This window comes from Arthrobacter senegalensis (genome assembly GCF_059091765.1).
The window spans coordinates 599350-618449 of record NZ_JBNHGZ010000002.1; the positions used below are offsets into that span (position 1 = coordinate 599350).

14 protein-coding genes are annotated in these 19100 nt (G+C 64.7%); 6 read left to right on the forward strand and 8 right to left on the reverse strand.

Going from position 1 to position 19100, the window contains the following annotated elements:
- Nucleotides 1–81 precede the first annotated feature (81 nt).
- On the forward strand, nt 82–1359 hold the full coding sequence (locus AC5RVG_RS08235) for a ParB/RepB/Spo0J family partition protein (RefSeq protein ID WP_494013443.1): 1278 nt from the start codon (nt 82–84) through the stop codon (nt 1357–1359).
- Nucleotides 1360–4307: 2948 nt separating this feature from the next.
- On the opposite strand, the gene AC5RVG_RS08240 is transcribed toward AC5RVG_RS08235, so the two are convergent.
- The 6 genes from AC5RVG_RS08240 to AC5RVG_RS08265 form a co-directional block, all read right to left on the reverse strand.
- On the reverse strand, nt 4308–5495 hold the full coding sequence (locus AC5RVG_RS08240; protein WP_494013444.1) for an N-acetylmuramoyl-L-alanine amidase: 1188 nt from the start codon (nt 5493–5495) through the stop codon (nt 4308–4310).
- Between the two features lie 4 nt (nt 5496–5499).
- Complete coding sequence (trxA, locus tag AC5RVG_RS08245) at nt 5500–5826, reverse strand: thioredoxin (RefSeq protein ID WP_493978232.1); 327 nt, start codon at nt 5824–5826, stop codon at nt 5500–5502.
- A gap of 23 nt (nt 5827–5849) precedes the next feature.
- Nucleotides 5850–6833 carry a thioredoxin-disulfide reductase gene (gene trxB, locus AC5RVG_RS08250; RefSeq protein ID WP_494013445.1) on the reverse strand — a complete coding sequence of 328 codons (984 nt, stop codon included), beginning with the start codon at nt 6831–6833 and terminating at the stop codon, nt 5850–5852.
- Nucleotides 6834–6975: 142 nt separating this feature from the next.
- On the reverse strand, nt 6976–8508 hold the full coding sequence (locus AC5RVG_RS08255) for an ABC transporter substrate-binding protein (RefSeq protein ID WP_494013446.1): 1533 nt from the start codon (nt 8506–8508) through the stop codon (nt 6976–6978).
- A 93-nt stretch (nt 8509–8601) separates the two neighbouring features.
- Nucleotides 8602–10302 (reverse strand): murein biosynthesis integral membrane protein MurJ, encoded by a 1701-nt coding sequence (murJ, locus tag AC5RVG_RS08260; protein ID WP_494013447.1) that lies wholly within the window; start codon nt 10300–10302, stop codon nt 8602–8604.
- Between the two features lie 53 nt (nt 10303–10355).
- Nucleotides 10356–10880, reverse strand: a complete 525-nt coding sequence (locus AC5RVG_RS08265) for an NUDIX hydrolase (protein ID WP_494013448.1) — start codon at nt 10878–10880, stop codon at nt 10356–10358.
- A gap of 103 nt (nt 10881–10983) precedes the next feature.
- Between AC5RVG_RS08265 and AC5RVG_RS08270 the strand changes: the two genes are divergently transcribed.
- Complete coding sequence (locus tag AC5RVG_RS08270; RefSeq protein ID WP_494013449.1) at nt 10984–12450, forward strand: CCA tRNA nucleotidyltransferase; 1467 nt, start codon at nt 10984–10986, stop codon at nt 12448–12450.
- Between the two features lie 2 nt (nt 12451–12452).
- Nucleotides 12453–13055: a histidine phosphatase family protein gene (locus tag AC5RVG_RS08275; protein WP_494013450.1), complete on the forward strand. Its 603-nt coding sequence runs from the start codon at nt 12453–12455 to the stop codon at nt 13053–13055.
- Between the two features lie 3 nt (nt 13056–13058).
- Here the strand turns inward: AC5RVG_RS08275 and AC5RVG_RS08280 are convergent, their stop codons facing one another.
- Nucleotides 13059–14297 carry a DUF418 domain-containing protein gene (locus tag AC5RVG_RS08280; protein WP_494013451.1) on the reverse strand — a complete coding sequence of 413 codons (1239 nt, stop codon included), beginning with the start codon at nt 14295–14297 and terminating at the stop codon, nt 13059–13061.
- A 684-nt stretch (nt 14298–14981) separates the two neighbouring features.
- On the opposite strand from AC5RVG_RS08280, the gene AC5RVG_RS08285 reads away from it, so the two are divergent.
- From AC5RVG_RS08285 to AC5RVG_RS08295, 3 genes are all read left to right on the forward strand, one after another.
- Complete coding sequence (locus AC5RVG_RS08285) at nt 14982–15374, forward strand: hypothetical protein (RefSeq protein WP_494013452.1); 393 nt, start codon at nt 14982–14984, stop codon at nt 15372–15374.
- Between the two features lie 323 nt (nt 15375–15697).
- Complete coding sequence (locus AC5RVG_RS08290; RefSeq protein WP_493978224.1) at nt 15698–15958, forward strand: GlsB/YeaQ/YmgE family stress response membrane protein; 261 nt, start codon at nt 15698–15700, stop codon at nt 15956–15958.
- Between the two features lie 246 nt (nt 15959–16204).
- Nucleotides 16205–17893 carry a formate--tetrahydrofolate ligase gene (locus AC5RVG_RS08295; RefSeq protein WP_494013453.1) on the forward strand — a complete coding sequence of 563 codons (1689 nt, stop codon included), beginning with the start codon at nt 16205–16207 and terminating at the stop codon, nt 17891–17893.
- 27 nt (nt 17894–17920) lie between these two features.
- On the opposite strand, the gene AC5RVG_RS08300 is transcribed toward AC5RVG_RS08295, so the two are convergent.
- Nucleotides 17921–19021 carry an acyltransferase gene (locus tag AC5RVG_RS08300; protein WP_494013454.1) on the reverse strand — a complete coding sequence of 367 codons (1101 nt, stop codon included), beginning with the start codon at nt 19019–19021 and terminating at the stop codon, nt 17921–17923.
- Nucleotides 19022–19100: the final 79 nt, after the last annotated feature.

Consider the following 19100-nt stretch of genomic DNA (forward strand, 5'->3'; position numbering starts at 1 on the left):
TGAAGGCGTACTGCAACGGTAGAATTACGCCTTAAGCGAGCATGTGCATGCTAGCTCGGCGCATGACGGAAGAGGGTCCAGATGAGTGAAAAACGTCGCGGCTTGGGAAGAGGCCTGGGCGCATTGATACCCAGTGCTCCGGCCCCAGCGGAGACCGAGTCCACCGAGGGGCAGGAAGCCTCCGCCAAACGTCGGACTCAGCGACCCGTAGACGTTTTCTTTCCCGCTTCCAGTCGGAGGGAAGAAGGGGACGCCGCCGTCCTCACGACGACTGACTCCGAGACCGTAACCGGATCGAGCGCCGCGCAGGTAGCCGAAGTGTTGCGGGCCCCGCGAAAGCTTGCGACTACTGGCAGCAAGAAGCCGGCGGCAAAGAAGTCTGTGAAGGACGATTCTTCCCGAGCGAATGGCAATGGCGCTGCCGGCGAATCGCACGCTTCCGCCAAGGACTCGGCCGAACCGGTTGGCAGGGGTAGCGCCGGAGCTCCCTCGGCTCCTACCGAAGTTTCAGTTCCACGTGAAACGTCGGGGGCCGACCTAGTCGAGGTTCCCGGTGCCACTTTTGCCGAAGTCCTCGTTACTGCGATCCAGCCAAACCGCAAACAGCCTCGCACCGTCTTCGATGAGGAAGACATGGCGGAGCTGGTGCATTCGATCCGTGAGATCGGCGTCCTCCAGCCGATCGTTGTGCGACCTTCCGATGATGGCGGCGCACAGTACGAGTTGGTCATGGGCGAACGCCGCTGGCGGGCCACCAAGGCTGCCGGCCTGGAAACGATTCCGGCGATCATCAGGTCAACCTCCGACGATGACCTGTTACGGGACGCCCTGCTGGAGAACCTGCACCGCAGCCAGCTGAATCCGCTGGAAGAGGCTGCGGCCTATCAGCAGTTGCTTGATGATTTCGGTTGCACGCATGATGAGCTTGCGGATCGGATCGGTCGGTCAAGGCCGCAGGTCTCCAACACTTTACGGTTGATGAAGCTCCCTCCGCTGGTTCAGCGGCGGGTCGCGGCCGGCGTGTTGAGCGCTGGCCATGCGCGCGCCCTCCTGGGACTCAACGATCCTGGAGAAATGGAGAAGCTGGCGCAAAAGATTGTCGCCGAGGGCCTTTCCGTTCGGGCGACCGAGGAAATCGTTTCCCTGAGCGACGGCGTGCGACGGCCCAAACGCGAAAGCAAGCCCCGTGAGGGAGCTCGGCATGAACGGCTGGACTATCTGGCTAGTTCCCTGTCGGACCGCCTGGACACCAGCGTTAAGATCACCTTGGGTGCCAAGAAGGGCCGCGTAAGCATCGAGTTCGCCAGTGTTGATGACTTGAACCGCATCATGGACGTGCTGAACCCGGCGACGCCATAGCCTTCGTTCCACGTGAAACAATGGGCTCCGTTCCACAAGGACGGAGCCCATTGCTTTGCCCTGAGGTGCAACTCCGGGTTGGTTCGGGTTCGCTGACGTGCTTGGTACAGATCGCTTAAGCAAGCCTGTTGCCCTAGTTTGTAGAACCCTCGGCCGAATATCCGGTCTCGCCTGGACTTTTGGCAGCTGCACCCAGTGCGGAGTGTGGGAAGGGGCAGGGGAGTGTCGATTCCCCTCTTCCCATTAGGGATTGGACCCCCGTTCTTGTGAGAACTCTGTTTCCGACTTCGACGTCTGTTTGGCGCGTTCTGCTAGCTCGTCGACGTGGCGCTAGCAAGCCGGGTCTGTTACTAGGTGTTTCACGTGAAACTCTGGCGCCCGGGAGCAACGACACGTGGCATTCTTGGCCTCCAAAACGGTGAAGGAAGGGCCGGGTGCGTAGTAGCAATTGCGCCCGCTCATATGCACCTGCCGCATAGTAGGTTTGGGAATGGCTGGAGGCGGCACATTTCAACGCCCGTAGCAGTAAGAGATATGCACATCAAATCCTGGCCACTACGGGCCGACTAGGTGAGGTTGCAGAATCGGTAGGCTGCATGGGTTCGTCCTCGGAAAGCGTGTTCGGGACGAGCAGGTGTAGTCCTGGCTCGCACGTCAACGTCGCCATTCTTGGGGCTAAGCCTCACCGGCCAGGCTCTGTCTCTTCCCCCGAAGGGCGACGCTGACATCCGACCGCTCCGAGCAACAAGAAGGTGAGCAGGCTCAGCCGAACAAGGGAGAGGTTAGTTTCACGTGAAACTCCGCTGCAGGCGCTGGATCATGACTGAACCGCCCAGCCCCGCCCCTTCAGGCACCTGGCAATTGTGTCATTTGGACAACTAGCATCCGAGATTAGTGCGCCGCGCTTGAGGCATAAGTTCTTGATATGAGCCTCACCCCCACTGTACCCTCATGTCGTACTTTGCCGGCGGTGAGCAGCGGCCTCCTGTGTTGGAGATGACGCTTCAGCCCCCGTTTCGCAGGAGTGTTCAATGGTGGCAGTTGGGCAAATGCTCTTTCCGAATGTGCTGATGGAAGTAGAGCAGCAGCAAGGGCGGTGGATGCTGGGTTATGCAGCGAAGTGTTTCACGTGAAACCTGGGCAGTAGTTGGGATCTTATCCTCGGCGTACCACGTGGTGGCGGCAGTGGAAAGTCCCATACACGTCGGTTGTTCAACTGTCGCCCGGACCGCAGCCCAGTCCTTTCGGGGGCATGCATACTCCGCGTAGTCGCGGGAGCTTAGGTCTAACTGTAGGGGAGGGCTGGCACCGTAACACCAAACCCCAAGGAGAAAAAGCGTGTTTCACGTGAAACCAGGGAGCGGCAGAGCAGAACCGGAAAGTGGACTAGCGAGGCGTCGGTGGTCGCCACTTGCTCTCTGGAGCAACTCTTGACCAGAAGCCCCTCACGAGCACTGCATTTCAGGTGCACGGCGACAGTAGCCGCCAGGCTAGCAGCATCTTGCCTTGCCAGGCAGCCGTTGAGCGGGAAGGAATTCTGGATGGTATCGGCTCTAGTCCGTGACCGTAGCTGCGGACAACCAGATGGAAGGGGTAGACATGGCTCTCCCACTGCTCTTTCCAAAAGAGTCGGGAGAGCTGACCCTTTCTGTTGCTTCCCTATCCCAAATTTCGAGGCGTGCGCGGGGCGTCGGCCGGCGCAATAGCGCTCGTCGGAGTGGCCAGCAGACAATCGATCCTAGTGCGCAGCATCGTTTGGCCCGCAAAGCGACCCCATATGTTTCACGTGGAACGAACCACGCTGGGTTCGGCCAAGTGGGAGGTCCTAAGCATCAATGATCCAGGCCCGACGGCTGGCGGTTTGCCGCATGAAACCCAAGAACGCTCGCCAAAAGACGGTCAGCGTACTCGAACCTGGCGAAGGGCTCGATTGTCCCGAGCGCTAGGGCGTGGCCGCCGGTCGTCTCAGCGACGGAATTACGGTCGCGTGGATGTGCTGCATAGTTGGACGGGCAGGAGATTGAGCGTGCCCACCGCACGCAGTGGATGAAGCGATCGCACTCCAGCTTGTCTTCCTTGAGTGATGGGGCCTGATCCCGGGGTGGCGGCACGAAGGGGCTAGCCCCGGGATCCTCCCAGTGGAACCGTATGGCCTCGACGCTGCCTCACATGCAGGGCCGTTATCGCGCTAATTCGGACGATAATGCTTGCTCGCGTCCTTTCACCACGGGCGAGGTCGAGCGTTCTCGCCCTCCATGCGAGAGCAGGAAGATGTGAGGAGGCACTGGAGAGGCCTCGGACGCCGATCCTTGTCGCATGTCGAAGCACTTAAAAGCCCCAGCCTTGGAAAGGCGTGCAGTCGCGATCCCAGCTTTCGCCGAGGCACGACGGGGAGCCGCGTGCAATGACAGGGACGTCGCTGACCGCTTTGGACACAGAAATGGCCCTTGCTGTAAGTTTCACGTGGAACGATGCACAATCCGGGTCCGCCCGGTGCAGCCGTTTCTAGATGCTTCGTCTGATGAAGGATAGGCGGGATCCGAGGAGGACAGTCCGGACCTGGGGGGAAACGGCAACCGGTTCTCACAGTCGACAGGCCGATAGCGGGGGAGAGGCGAACACCGGTCACAGGCTTCCAATACCCGCGTATTCGCAGCCAGGCACCTACGGAGGAGCAAGGACGACAGCGAATCGCCCACGGCGACTATCCACTTTTGAGTGTAACAAGAACGATCGTGCCATACGGATATTCAGTAGCTGTGGAAGTACCCACATTGTCGTGCTTCCCGGTCCGTCGGAGGCAATGGCCTCTGGATCGTACCCCGGGTGCAGCGGGGAGCCGGGGCGAGGGCACGGTTAGCGGTACGTTTCGTTTCACGTGAAACGGCCGACAATGAAAACCTGCCGCCGCTGTTCCACGTGAAACAAGTGACTGAGTCGCGCTGGAGTCAGGTACCTGGATTGAAGCGGAGAACGTCGTCGAGAGCCAAGGTGCCTGTCGGCTCGTCGTCCTCTTCCAGCAGATAAAGCCGCTGGATGGCGATGACAATGGAATCGGCCAAGACCTGCCGGTAAATAGGATCAGCGAGCCGGCGGGAGTCGAACGGGCTGCTCAAATATCCGAGATCCAGCTGCACCGAGGGGGTGCTGGGCAGGCGCAGGATATCCCAGCTGCGACCGTGGATACCCAGGTTGGTAGACCCTGTGCGGGCCACGATCTCCTTCAGGATAAGTTCGCCGGCGCGGTGCCCAATGGGAGAACGCACTTCACCCGATTCAGGACGGCCCCAAAAAAAGGCGCTGACGCCGTTGGCTGCCTCTTGCGGCAACCAGTCACAGTGGAGGGCAATGCTCAAGCTCGGGGAAGACCTTTTGATAAGCAAAGTCCGGTCTAAACCACCGCCGTCGGTTGGCTTGTCAACGATTTCCACGCTGGCACCGAGCTCGGTCAGGATCTTCTTTACGCGGCTGGCGACGTCGCCGGCGACGAGTTTCTCGGTCAGACGACTGCCGGAGGCAACGTCGGGGCTGTCTGCCCAGTGCGCTGCGCCGGCGCCGGGAGCGAGGGTGATAGTCCGGCCGCGCAGTGCCGCAGAGGCTTGGTTGAGCCGTTCGTAATCCCGGAGCGAGAACGCCTGGCTCGGACTGATCGTCCTATTAATGCGTTCCATCGAGGCAGTCAACTGTTGATCCGCGACGCCGGAAGGTTCGAGCCCCAGATTCAGCTGCAGCTCGCGGACCGCGTGGTAGGTCCGCTCCCCATACTCGCCATCGATGTGACCGTAGTAGAAGCCGAGGAACGACAATTGGCGCTGGAGCTCGGTGACGTCGTCGCCACGAAGAGGCGACGCGTCCAGCGTGAATATCAGCGGACGGTCCCCGAGCTTGAACTGTGCCTCCGCCAGGGCTCGTTCGGTCTCCTGACCGACCACGCCGTCAACCATCAACCCCCGGGCCTGCTGGAAGGTGCGTACGGCCGCATCTACATGGTCGTCAAAGACGGTGGGGTTGTTTACTTGATCCGGCGCTAAATAGGCCATGGAAATGCCAGCGCGTAGTAGCCCTTCACGAAGGGCTACTACGCGTCGACTATTGTCTGAACGGCGCAGGCTCTGGTCTGCAGCGTCGTTTTCCATCTGGCTAGTTAAGGAATTCTGCGAATTCCTGCTCAATGACCTGCTTCGGCTTGGCGCCGATGGATGTCGCGGCCACCGCGCCGTCCTTGAAGACATAGACGGCTGGGATGGAGGTGATACCGTACTGGGCTGCGGTGGCCGGGTTGTCGTCCACGTTGAGCTTGACGACCTCTACCTTGTCGGAATGCTCAGCAGCGATGTCATCGAGAATCGGCGACAGCATGCGGCAGGGACCGCACCACTCCGCCCAGAAATCGACGATCACGGGCTTGGCGGACTGCAGGACATCCGCGTCGAAAGTAGCGTCAGTGACATCTTTTGCGTTGCTCATGCTTTTCTCCTTTTACAACCGGTTCAGACTGTTGCGGGTTCGGCGACGTCGGCCAAGGTGTCTGCGCGCTCAGCGAGATAGTGTTCCACATCGATGGCAGCCGCACAGCCGCTGCCCGAGGCGGTGATGGCCTGGCGGTAGGTGGGGTCAATAACGTCGCCGGCAGCGAAGACGCCCGGCAGGGAGGTGCGGGACGACCGGCCCTCGACGGCGATCGTGCCCTCGGGCGTCAGTTCCAGCTGGTCCTTGACCAGGGAGACCCGGGGATCGTTGCCGATGGCGACAAACACGCCGGTTACCGGCAGCACCGACCCGGAACCGTCGACCGTGTTCTTGAGCTTCAGCGCGCTGACCTTGGTGTCGCCTTCAAGCCCGACGACTTCCGAGTTCCACACGAACTTGATCTTCTCGTGGGCCAGGGCACGGTCCTGCATGATCTTCGAGGCACGCAGGGTGTCCCGCCGGTGGACCACAGTGACAGACTCCGCGAACTTGGTCAGGAAGAGGGCCTCTTCCATCGCGGAGTCGCCGCCGCCGATGACGGCGATGTTCTGGCCCTTGAAGAAGAAACCGTCACAGGTTGCGCACCAGCTGACGCCGTGGCCGGCCAGGCGCTTTTCGTCCGGCAGGCCCAGTTCCCGGTAGGCGGAACCGGTGGAGATAATCACGGACCGGGCCAGGAAGGTTTCGCCGGAGCCGATGGTGACCTTCTTGACCGGACCTTCCAGTTCAAGGCTCGTGACGTCTTCAAACAGGATCTCGGTGCCGAAGCGCTCGGCCTGCTTCTGGAAGTTCTCCATCAGCTCGGGACCCAGGATGCCGTCAGGGAACCCGGGGTAGTTTTCCACGTCGGTGGTGTTCATCAGCTCGCCGCCTGCCTCTACGGAGCTGGCGATGAGCAGTGGCTTGAGATTGGCACGCGCGGTGTAAACAGCTGCCGTGTAGCCGGCCGGACCGGACCCAACGATGATGACGTCGCGGACGGACGGTGTGGTATCTGTGCTCACTGCCTGCGAACCTCTTCCTCTGATGTTGATGTAACCCTAAGGGCCGGCCACCCCAAAGGAGCGGTTAGCCCGGCACTTGTCTCAACGGCCGGTGCCCCCGGCTTATTCCGGGGAGGTTATTGAGCAGCCGCTCCTGGACGGGCTAGGAGACTTCGATCTCGGCCATGCGGATGCCGAAGGGCATGCCGCCCATGGGGTTGGACAGCCTCGGCAACTGCGTGAAGTTGATCAGGACGTACTGCGCTTTGGGCGCCGCGCCGTCCTGTTCAGGCACCGGAATAGTGGTCTTCTGTGCCGTGAAGCTTCCCTGCGCGACCTGGTCGGCGCCGTCCAGCGTCGGTTCATCGTTCAGGAGCACGGAGAAGTTCCCTCCGGTGCCGCTCAGTTGGGTCAACACTACCGAGCTGATGCTTGAGGACTCTTCCAGCTCGACAACCAGCGCCATGTTTCCGGCGTAGCCGCCGAACTGGTCCGACGCGTACTGGTAACTTGCCCAGTAAGTGGCGGGGTTGCCGTCGATGGCTTCGGGCAGTTTGCCGTCGTTCTCCACGTCGAGTTCCGGCAAGTCCGGAACCTGACGGGTGAGACCGGCGATGACCGGTTCGACGACTTCATCGGCCGGAGCCGACGTTTCTTCTGCCGCACCGGTCTCTGCGGGGCCGGACGCGGCCGCGGTTTCGTTTCCGCCCTGTGAGCCGCCGGCGACGGGGCCGCCGCGGAACAGATTCAGCTGGCTCACCGCCACCACGATCGCGATCACCAGCAAGACGGCGAGCAGCCCGCCCACCAGCAACCTGGAAGACCTCGGGCTGTTGCGTTCCTCGTCGTCGTATTCGTCGTACTCGTAGTCATCGACCGCGGGTTCGCTGCTGCTGCGTGCGGCGGACGGGAACATGCCGGCCGACCGCACACCGGTCGTGTCGTCGTCCCCGGGCCACAAGCTGACTTTGGGCTTGTCTGCCGGAGCCGAAGCCGGAGCCGCAGCCGGCCGGCCGGCCGCCGGAGCCTGCGACACCGGCGCCGTGGCGGGGCTCGCGGCCCGCGGGGCAGGGGGAGCGGAGGGCGGCGGCGGCACGTGCGCCCCGGCAGATGCTGCGGCGGCCGCAGCTCCCGCAGCGGGCCCGGCGCCGGAGGCCGGGGTTCCAGGACGGGCGCCGAACCGGGGCTTGGATGTCCCGTCAGTGCCGTTCCGGCCCAATTTGGGCAGGTCGAGCTTGTTCAGCCTCTCGCGCAGGCTCTGCCGAGGCTCTTCGTCGTAGTCCTCGTACTCGTATTCGTCCTCATACGGCTCCGGCTCCGTGGAACGGGCCTGGCCGAAGATTTCCGAACCGAGTGTGTCGGTGAAGAAGGGCTCTACATACGGCCCGTCCTGCTGAATGACCAGGTCCAGCAGGTCGGCCGCCTGGGCCCCGTTGGTCACCAGGTAGGTGAACCCGTCGGCATTGCCGAGGTCCAGCACCTGGACGTTGCCCGCCCGCTCGCCGGTGGCGATCTCGCGGGCGCTCATGGCGACCTGGCTGGCATTCTCCGGCGCTGCCACCAGGATGCTGACCGGCCGATTGAGCACCTGGTCAATGCCGTCCAGGACCAGATCGTTTTCGGCGGACGCAAGCACTTGGGCAGTGACCTTGTAACGGCCACCAAGCAGCATGCCCACATCAACTGGCTGCGGCACTAGTTCCTCCCGGCGAAATGTCCTGGGCGGGTGCCCGTGACTGGATAATTTGGTTTCCATGCTATCCGCTGCCGGACCCGATACCCGCTTCTGTCAGGCGCGTCCGGGCAACCGATTAAGTAACGGCCGCAGGAAGTCCTGCAGCTCCTCGACCCGAAGCACGCGCAGGAGCAGCAGGTATACCGCGGCCATGACCAGCCCGACGACGGCGATGGTCACCATGGCGGTGGCGATGGACTGCCAGGCGAATCCGCCGTTGGTGTAACCGCCGAACAGCCACAGGACCGCTGCGCCCACCAATCCGGAGCCCAGGCCGGCATAACCGAGCCGGATGTAGGTATCCACGACGCGGCCCGCGCCGTAGTCGCCCAGCCGGCGGCGGGCAAAGTAGTGGGCAAGGACCGCCGAGACCACGTGGAACACCGTGAACAGCAGCGCCAGCGCGTAGACCACCAGGGTGGGATCGATCAACCAGGCGATCAGCACGGCCAGCACCACCGACGCGCCGGAGCAGATCGCCTGCATGATCAACGGCGTTTTGGCGTCTTCCTCCGCATAGAACACCCGGCCCAGGAAGAAGTAGATGCTCATGAAGGGCATGCCGGCCGCGAGGATGGTCAGCACCTGGCCCATCGACGCCGCGGAAGCCGCCGCGGTAGGGCCTGACCCGGCAAACAACCGGGCCAGGGGGCCGGCCAGCACCACCACGGAGGCGGCCCCGAAGACGGTGGCGACGCCGATGGTGCGCAGCCCCGAGTTCACGGTGTGCCGCACGTCGTCCACCGCCCCGATCGATTGCTGGCGGGACAACTGGTTGAACAGCACCGTGGCCACCGAGAGGACGAAGACCGAATGCGGCAGCATGGCGATCAGTTGGGCGGTATTCAGGGCGTACTCGCCGGGGACCGAGGCGCCGGGCCCCGCCAGCTCGGCGCGCGCGGCCGTGGCGCCGGAGGCGATGGACCCGTAGAAGAGGTAGGCGGTGTTGGCGATGACCATGGTGGCCAGGCTCCACATTGCCACCCTTCCGGTGGCGGCGAAGCCCATGCCGCGCCAGCCGAGCTTGAGCTTGAGGCCCATCCCCAGCCGTCCCAGCGGCCACAACAGGATCAGCGCCTGCAGCACGATGCCCAGCGTGGTGCCGCCGGCCAGCACCATCGTCTGGGCGCCGGTCCAGAGCTCCGGGTTGTCCTTGCCGGGCAGGTAGCGGCCGTACAGTGCGATGTACAGCGCCAGCGTGCCGATGGCGACGACGTTGTTCAGGGCGGGGGCCCACATGTACCAGCCGAACCGGCCGTGGGCGTTGAGCACCTGGCCCACCACGGCATACAGCCCGTAGAAAAAGATCTGCGGCAGGCACCACACGGCGAAGACGGTGCCGAGTTCCAGCATGACCGGCGTCCAGCCGCGGGTCAGGACGGAGATGATCGGCGCGGCCAGCAGGGTCGCCAGCAGCGCGATCCCGGCCAGCACCAGCAGCGTCAGGCTCAGCAGCCGGCTGACGAAGTCCGCCCCGCCGTCGCTCTTCTGGCTGGCCTTGATGATCTGCGGCACCAGCACCACGTTGAACACCCCGCCCGCCAGCAGCAGGTAGATGATGTTCGGGATGGTGTTGGCCTTCTCGAAGATGTCGCCCATCGTCGTGTTGGCGCCGATCGCGACCGCCAGCAAGGCGGTGCGGACAAACCCCAGAACGCGGGACACCATGGTCCCGGCCGCCATGATGGCACTGGACTTGGCTGTGCTGTGCTGCTGCACGGACGGGCTGGGGGAGGGGGTCTGGGTCTCGGACATCGTCCTCTATGTTCTCACCTGAAAACGGCCGGATTGCCGGATCCGGCCGGGGCTCAAAGGTGCCCGGGCAGGACTTCCCGGGCCAGGTCCACGATCCGCCGCTCGTTGGGGAAGGACAGCTTCCGGCCCAGCTCCGCCAGCGGAACCCAGGCCACGTCCACTGCCTCATGGTCCGGATCATTCTCGATCGTCAACAGGCCGCCGGTGGCCTCAAGCAGGAAATGGTGCACGGTCTTGTGGACGCGGTGGCCGCTGACGGTGAACCAGTAATCGATGCTGCCCAGCGTGGCCAGCACGCGGCCCTTGATCCCTGTTTCTTCTTCGACTTCCCGGACGGCGGCCTCTTCATTGGTTTCCCGGCCCTCGGGGTGGCCCTTGGGCAGGCACCACTCGAGCCGGCCACCGCGGTTGAAGCGGGCGATGATCGCCACGTTCAGGTCCGGGGTCGACGTATCGACCACCACGCCGCCGGCCGAGACCTCCTCGACGGTGGGCAGCGAATGGTGTCCGGGCGCGGCGCTGCCCACTGACGCTGTCAGCGGGGTGCGCTTCGGGGCGCTCGGAACCGGGTGTGCCATGCAGTCCACTCTAACGATTTTTGTTAGGGGCCGATGATGCCGGGGCCGAGCCGCCGGGACTTTGTTAAACATCGCGCCCCGCATCTGGCACGCTTAAGTCACTATGGTTCACCTTTTTGGTTCGCAGTTCGCATCAGCACCCGGTTCCAGCGTCCCGTCCCTGCCGTTGCCGGACGTCGTGATCGAACTGGGAGAACTGTTTGCGGCAGCGGGCCACGAACTCTCGCTGGTCGGCGGACCGGTGCGCGACCTGTTCCTGGGCCGGATCTCCCCGGACCTCGATTTCACCACCGACGCCGATCCGGATGCCACCATCGCCGTCGTCGGGAAATGGGCGGACAAGTTCTGGGAGATTGGCCGCGATTTCGGGACCATCGGCCTGCGCAAGGGCCAGCACATGATCGAGGTGACCACCTACCGGGCCGAGGCCTACGACCCGGATTCCCGCAAGCCGGTGGTGGCTTTTGGGACGTCCCTGGAGGACGACCTGTTCCGCCGCGACTTCACCATGAACGCCATGGCGCTGCGGCTGCCGTCGCTGGAACTGGTGGATCCGCACGGCGGCGTCAAGGACCTCCACGCGGGCGTGCTGCGCACCCCGGGCGCGCCTTCGGCGTCGTTCTCCGATGACCCCCTCCGGATGATGCGTGCCGCGCGGTTCGCCTCCCAGCTCAACGTGGCCGTGGCACCCGAGGTGGAGGAGGCCATGACGGACATGGCCGCGCGGATCGAGATCATCTCCGCCGAACGCGTCCGCGACGAACTGACCAAGCTGATCAACGGCAAGGATCCGCGCGCCGGCGTGGACCTGCTGGTGGACACCGGCCTGGCGGATTACGTGCTGCCGGAGGTCGCGGCACTGCGGCTGGAGATCGATGAGCACCACCGGCACAAGGACGTCTACCAGCACTCGCTCACCGTGTTGGAGCAGGCCTGTGCCTTGGAGACGGACGACGACGGCGCGGTGCCGGGTCCGGACTTCGTCCTGCGGTTCGCGGCCCTGATGCACGACGTCGGCAAGCCGGCTACCCGCCGGTTCGAACCCTCCGGTGCGGTCAGCTTCCGCCACCACGACGTGGTGGGTTCCAAGCTCACCGCCAAGCGGATGAAGAAGCTGCGTTTCGACAACGAGACCATCAAGGCGGTGTCCCGGCTGGTGGAACTGCACATGCGCTTCTACGGCTACGGGGAGGCGGGATGGACGGATTCGGCCGTGCGCCGCTACGTCAACGACGCCGGACCGCTGCTGGAGCGGCTGCACCGGCTGACCCGCTCCGACGTGACCACGCGGAACAAGCGCAAGGCGGAGCGGCTCGCCTTCGCCTACGACGACCTGGAGCAGCGGATCGCCACGCTGAAGGAGCAGGAGCAAATGGACGCCGTCCGGCCGGATTTGGACGGCGCCCAGATCATGGCGTTGCTCGGGATCCCGCCCGGCCCGCTGGTCGGCCGGGCCTACAAGTTCCTGCTGGAAGAGCGGCTGGAGAACGGTCCGGCGGCGCGGGAAGAGGCAGAAGCGAAACTGCTGGCCTGGTGGCGGACGCAGCCGGAATACGCGGAGCAGGCATAGCCATGGTCGCGGCCGAACCGCATGATTTCCCGGTGTTGTGGCTGATGCGCCACGGCGAAACCGAGTGGTCGCGCGACCACCGGTACACCGGGTTGGCCGACCTTGAGCTGACTCCCGCCGGGGTCCAGCAGGCCCGCGACGCCGCGGCGAAGCTGGCGGGAGTCCGTTTCCACACCGTCTTGACCTCCCCCTTGGCGCGTGCCCGCCGGACGGCCGAACTGGCCGGCTACCCCGAAGCGGAGGTGGTGGCCGAAGCGCATGAATGGGACTACGGAGACTATGAAGGCCTCCAGAGCGCGGCCATCCGGGCCAAGGATCCCTCCTACCTGATCTGGACCCACGGCGTCCGCGGCGGCGAGTCCCTGCAAGAGGTGGCCGACCGGGCCGACCATGTGATCGCCAAGGTGCTCGACGGCCCTTCGTCCGAACCGCCAGGGTCACGCCAGGTCTTGCTGGTGGCACACGGGCACTTCCTCCGGGTGCTTGCGGCCCGTTGGCTCGGCCTGGAAGCCATCGAGGGCCGGCACTTCGTGCTGGACACCGCTGCCGTCTGCCGGCTGGGGTGGGACAAGAAGACGCCCGCTATCGCGGGTTGGAACCTCTAGCGGCTAACGGAGCATGGCCGGACGCCGCCAGTAGGTGAGCCAGCGCAGCAGCCACTCCAGCGGTCCGTACCGGAACCCCTGCACCCACCACGCGCTGGCCAGCAGTTGCGCCACAAAGAGGAGCACCGCCACGCCAAGCACCGCGGGCGGGGCCAATCGGCCGGTCAACGCCAGCCCGAAACCGGTGAAGACCAGGACCATCAGCACGGACTGTCCCAGATAGTTGGTCAGCGCGAGGCGGCCTGCGGGCGCCAGCGCGGCGCACAGGCAACCGCCGGCCGGAGTGCGGAAGGACAGCAGCAGCACAGCGGCGTAACCGGCCGTCAGCAGCGGCCCGGTCAACGTGGAAATGCCGAAGGCCACCACGGTCACGGCAGGACCGCCAACGCCGTGTTGTAACCACGCCTGCAACACTGAAGCGGCCAGCCCGGCCGGCAGCGCCGTGAAAGCCAGGCGGCGGAGCGTGCTTGCTGAGATGCCCCGCTCGAGCAGCCGTCCCTTGGCACAAGCCAGGCCGAGGTAGAACGCGCCGAGGGCAATCGGGCCCTGGAGGAGCACGGCATTGGGCTGCGTCAGCGGATACAGCGACGCGTTCTGGGCCAGAACGTCGGCGGGAGAGCCGGCCAGCCCGAACGCCGGCGCGGGCCCCGCGGCGGCGCTGCCGTCGAAGGGTCCCGCGGCCGCCGCGATGAGTCCCAGCAACAGGATGAACACGCCCATGCAGCCGATCACTGCCACTCCGGCCGCGGCAGCGGCCCACGCGGAGAGCGAGCGGGTACCTAGCAACACCAGGCTCAGCAGGCCGTAGGCCAGCAGGATGTCCCCGTGGAAGAGGAGCAGGCCGTGGAGCACCCCGAGCACCACGAGACCTGCTGCCCGGCGCATGGTCCTGACGACGACCGGCTGGCCGTCTGCCACGGCGGAAGCCCACTGCAGAACGAAGCTGTAGCCGAACAGGAACGAGAACAGGATGTAGAACTTGGCCTCGAACAGGAGGCTGACCGCGAAGCGGACCGCGGTGTCCGCACTGGATTGGAACGCCGGGCTGGATCCGCCGGTGACGGCATACGGGTCGGCGAAGTACCAGATGTTCACGCACAGGATGCCCAAGAGCGCGAAGGCCCGCAGGGCGTCAAGCTCGTCGATGCGGGCCGGGGCCTTTGGGGCCGCAGGTCCGGGCACGGGTCCCGGCGGAGCTCCAGCTTCCATGTCGTCGTCCCGTCCAGGGGTGGGTGCTGGCATCGGGGTCCAGTCTAGGGACCCTGCCTGGCTACTGTAACGGGCGGTCAACCGGGCGTCCGGCGGACGGGACGCGAACAAGGGGGTCGCCTAAAGGGGGAGCCCACGCTCGTCAAGGGGTGGCGCCGCCGTCGTTATCCGGCGTGTTGCTGGCGACACGCCGGTGCAGCGGGAAAAAGTTCAATAAGTTCCCGGGCGTGGCTAGGCAGAAGCAGGAGCAATCGGGTACGTTGGATGAGTCCGATTGAACTTTCTCAATCAGGAGCTTCAACCCGGACGGTATCTATTGGCGCTATCAGGAAAGGGAGGTGGGAATCGTGAATATTACCAAGACGCCGGGCGGAGTGTTTAACTCCTTCGCCGCGCTCCGACGACCCGCCTCCGCCATTTCTGCGCAGTAGAACCCTGCTGATTGGGCCGGTTCAACTCTTGAACCGCTGCCGTCTCTCAATCACCGCTCTTCTCTAGCTCTCCCGCGCGGAGGCCTCACTTTCTGCCCTGAGGACTTCGCTAATGAGCACCCTTACCGCGTTACCTGCTGCCGTCGCGGCGACCCCCGCTGCTGCTTCGAGCACGGACACCGGCCCCGCCACGGCAACGGCAACCCCCATGGATACCGCCATGCTTCCTGCCCGAAATCCAGCCCGATCCGGAGAAAACCCCGCCCACCCCAGAGAGGAACCCCTCATGAAACCGCTCGATGCAGCCGTATTGCCTGCACCGGAACGATCCATCCGTCCGCCCGAGCCGGCGCAGGCCCGGGAAACGGAGCGGCGCGGTCACGGCGACGTGATCACCGCCGGAAGCCTGCGCGGCCTTGACACCGGCAGCGACAGTTCCGGCGACGCCGGTGCCCCGGGCGGGGGTTCGGACCTTGCCGGGCCGACTCCGGCAAGCCGGAAACGCTCCGCAGCAGCGGACATGCCGAATTTCTTGGCCAGGCAGGAGGTGAATGCCATGATCCGCAAGCTCCGCCAGAGCGTCTCGCTGTGGGAACGAATACAGAACGTGGGTGTTGACGAACAGCGCTTGGAACAGGTGCGCGATGAATTGCTGTCGCACCGCCAGCTCATCCGCTGAGTTCCAGCCCGCACGTGCAAATAAATACGCCGTCCTGTAGGAAACACATCCGCGAGGAGGATCCGATGAGTCGCATTGGACCCCATGTAGCTTCAGGCCCGCGCCCGGGTTGCTCCAGGCGCGGGCCTCGGCCTTTAAGCACCTCCGCCTTCAAGTATTAGTCGACGCTCCAGTGCCGTGGTGTTTCATTGCTAACCGGCGTTCCGGAGGCCGCGCGCCGACGCCGTCTCAGTGGCGCCAAACCGACATCGCCCAGATGAAACGTTTTGCGTCCGATCACTAAGTATGCTTATTGTGGTTCCATCGCAACCTGAGGAGGCAACATGATCGGTTTCATCATTGCAGGGCTGGTTATCGGAGCACTCGCCCGCCTTATCAAGCCCGGAAAGCAGAATCTGGGGCTCGTGGCCACGCTCCTGCTTGGCATCGTCGGAGCAATCATCGGTGGTGTCATCGCAAACCTGCTGGGCACGGGCGACATCTTTGAGCTGAACGTGCTCGGATTCATCGTCGCCGTGATTGCCGCGGTACTTCTGATCGGTGTGGCAGAAAGCCTGTCCGGTCGTCGGGCGGTGCGCCGCTAACGGCTGCAAATAAACACGAAGATGGCCTGCCGCGTGCTTATCGCGCGGCAGGCCATTTTTGTTCCTCGGACGAAGAGCCGGACGCTTCGAGGCGGCCATTCGCATAGGTGCTTCCAGCCAGCTCACCAGGCCTCGTTCTGCGCTTCTCTTCTCCCCGGAAGGGACCGGTGACGGCGGCCTTCTTGGCTGATACGTTGGCTGTGGCGGTACTGCCGCCATGGCCCTATGCGAGGAAGAAGGACGACGATGTCTGAACCGGCTCCGCTGACCGACCTGGAGATTGCCCGCCGCGCCACTTTGCGGCCCATTACCGCCATTGCCGACGCCGCCGGCATCCCCGCGGACGCTCTCGAGCTTTACGGCAGCTACAAGGCGAAGGTTGATCCCGCCAAGTTGGGGGAGGGCCACCAGGAACCGCGCGGCCAGGTGGTTCTGGTGACCGCCATGTCGCCCACCCCGGCCGGTGAGGGCAAATCCACCCTGACGGTGGGCCTGGCGGACGCCCTGTCGAGGGCAGGGCACAAGACCATGGTGGCCATCCGTGAACCTTCCCTCGGACCGATCTTGGGCATGAAGGGCGGGGCAACCGGCGGCGGCTATTCGCAGGTGCTCCCGATGGATGACATCAACCTGCATTTCACCGGGGACTTCCACGCCATCACCTCGGCGAACAACGCGTTGATGGCGCTGGTGGACAACCATATCTATCAGGGCAACGCGCTGGGCATCGACCCGCGCCGGCTGACGTTCCGGCGGGTGCTGGACATGAACGACCGGGCGCTTCGCCAGGTGGTGATCGGTCTGGGCGGGCCGACGCAGGGAGTGCCGCGGGAGGCGGGCTTCGATATCACCGTCGCCTCCGAGGTCATGGCGGTCTTCTGCCTCTCGTCCAACCTCGCCGACCTGAAAGCCCGGCTGTCCCGCATCACGGTGGGCTACACCTACGACCGCAAGCCGGTCACCGTGGCGGACCTGGGTGTGCAGGGCGCGCTAGCCATGCTGCTGAAAGACGCCATCAAGCCGAACCTGGTCCAGACCATCGCCGGCACGCCCGCCTTCGTGCACGGCGGCCCCTTCGCCAATATCGCCCACGGCTGCAACTCGCTGCTGGCCACGCAGACCGCCCGCCGGCTCGCCGACGTCGTCGTCACCGAAGCCGGGTTCGGGTCCGATCTCGGCGCCGAGAAGTTCATGGACATCAAGGCGCGCGCCGGCGGTTTCGCCCCGTCCGCCATCGTGGTGCTGGCCACCATCCGGGCGCTGAAAATGCACGGCGGCATTCCGAAGGAGCAGCTGAAGGAACCGAATCTGGAAGCCGTGCAGGCCGGCATCGCCAACCTTGAGCGCCACGTGGACAACGCGCTCAAATTCGGTGTCACGCCCGTGGTGGGCATCAACAAATTCACCACCGACAGCCCCGAAGAACTCGACTGGGTGCTGGACTGGTGCCGGCAGAAGGGCGTCGAGGCGGCTATTGCCGATGTCTGGGGCCAGGGCGGCGGCGGCCCCGGCGGAGACGCGCTGGCGGCGAAGGTGGCGGACGTCCTGCAGCAGCCGCAGTCGTTCTCCCCGTTGTACGACCTTGACCTGACCGTGGAGAAGAAAATCGAGACCATCGCCCAGCAAATCTACGGGGCGGACCATGTGGAGTTCACCAGCCCGGCCCGCAGGCGGCTGGCGGAGATCGAGGCGAACGGGTGGGGCAAACTGCCGGTGTGCATGGCCAAGACGCAGTATTCCTTCACCGACAACCCCGCGGTCCTGGGCGCCCCGAGCGGATTCAGCATCACCGTGCGCGACCTGATCCCGAAGACCGGCGCGGGTTTCATCGTGGCGCTGACCGGCGACGTCATGACCATGCCGGGCCTGCCGAAGGAACCGGCGGCCGGCCGGATGGATGTGGACGACGACGGCATCATCACGGGACTCTTCTAGCCCTGCGCCGCTGCGGTCTGCTGCGGTCTAGAACAGCCGCCGCAGCACGGGTATCCGCAACGCAACCAGCGTCAGGGCGAAGGAGCAGGCCGTGGCCACCGAGAATTTCAGGAACAGGAGCGGCAGCGTCGGCTCGCGGTCCGGGAAGACGTGGAACGTGAGCCACGTCAGGAACAGGTAGTGGCACAGGAACACGCCGAACGAGGCGTTGGACAGCTGGACGAGCAACCGGCCCCGCCAGCCCGGCGGCTGCCATCCGGCTAGCAGATGGTACACGGCGGCAAAGATGCACAGCGCGGCCGCCGTGACACCGAGCCCCACGTAGCTGGACGGCGTGATGACGTTGAGCAGCGGCGTGGAATCCTGGTTGATCCAGTGCCAGATGTTGAAAACCGAGAGCACGACGGCGGCGCCTCCCGCCGCCGCGGCGGCACCGCGCGGGAGGCGCACCTGGGTGAGCACCCAGCCGGCCATGAAGTACCCCAGGTAGGGAAACCACTGGGTCAGGATGTTCCAGGGGTACTGCCAGCCCCACTCGTACTGGATGCTGGCGGCCTGAAGGCTGAACAGCGCGAGGGTCAGGACCAGCACGCCGCCGGTTGCGGCGGCGGCCCGCCGTAGCGTCACCCGCTGCAGGTAGCGGGCAAGCGGCGGTGCCACCAGATACAGGCCCAGGATCAGCCACAGGAAGTACAGGTGCGGGTACACGCGGGTGTCGAAGACGGACACCAGCACTGCGACCGGTTCGAGTTCGCGCCCGAGCATCAGGTGGCTGCCCAGGAAGATGTAGGCCAGGTGCCAGGCCACGAGGGCGGGCAGCAGCCGCAGGGCGCGTTTGCGGTAGAACGCCAGCGCGCCCTCCTTGTGCGTCCGCGGCGCCAGCACCAGGGCGCCGGAGATGACGACGAAGACCGGCACCACCCAGATGAAGGCTATGTCGATGATTGCCGCCCAGATCCAGTCCGGCTGATGTCGGCGGTCGTCGTCGCCGGCCAACTCGCCGAAGGAGTGGATGACAACCACGCCGACGATGCTGACGATGCGCAGGATATCCAGCGCGTAGTTGCGGCGGCGGAGGGGGGCCGGTCCTCGGAGTTCCCCGGCGGGGGACAGGGAGGGGACGGCCATGAGCCCAATCTACCCGGAAGCCGCCGCCGGGTGGCAAAAAGAAGAACCGGGGCGGACCCCATAGGGCCGGCCCCGGTTC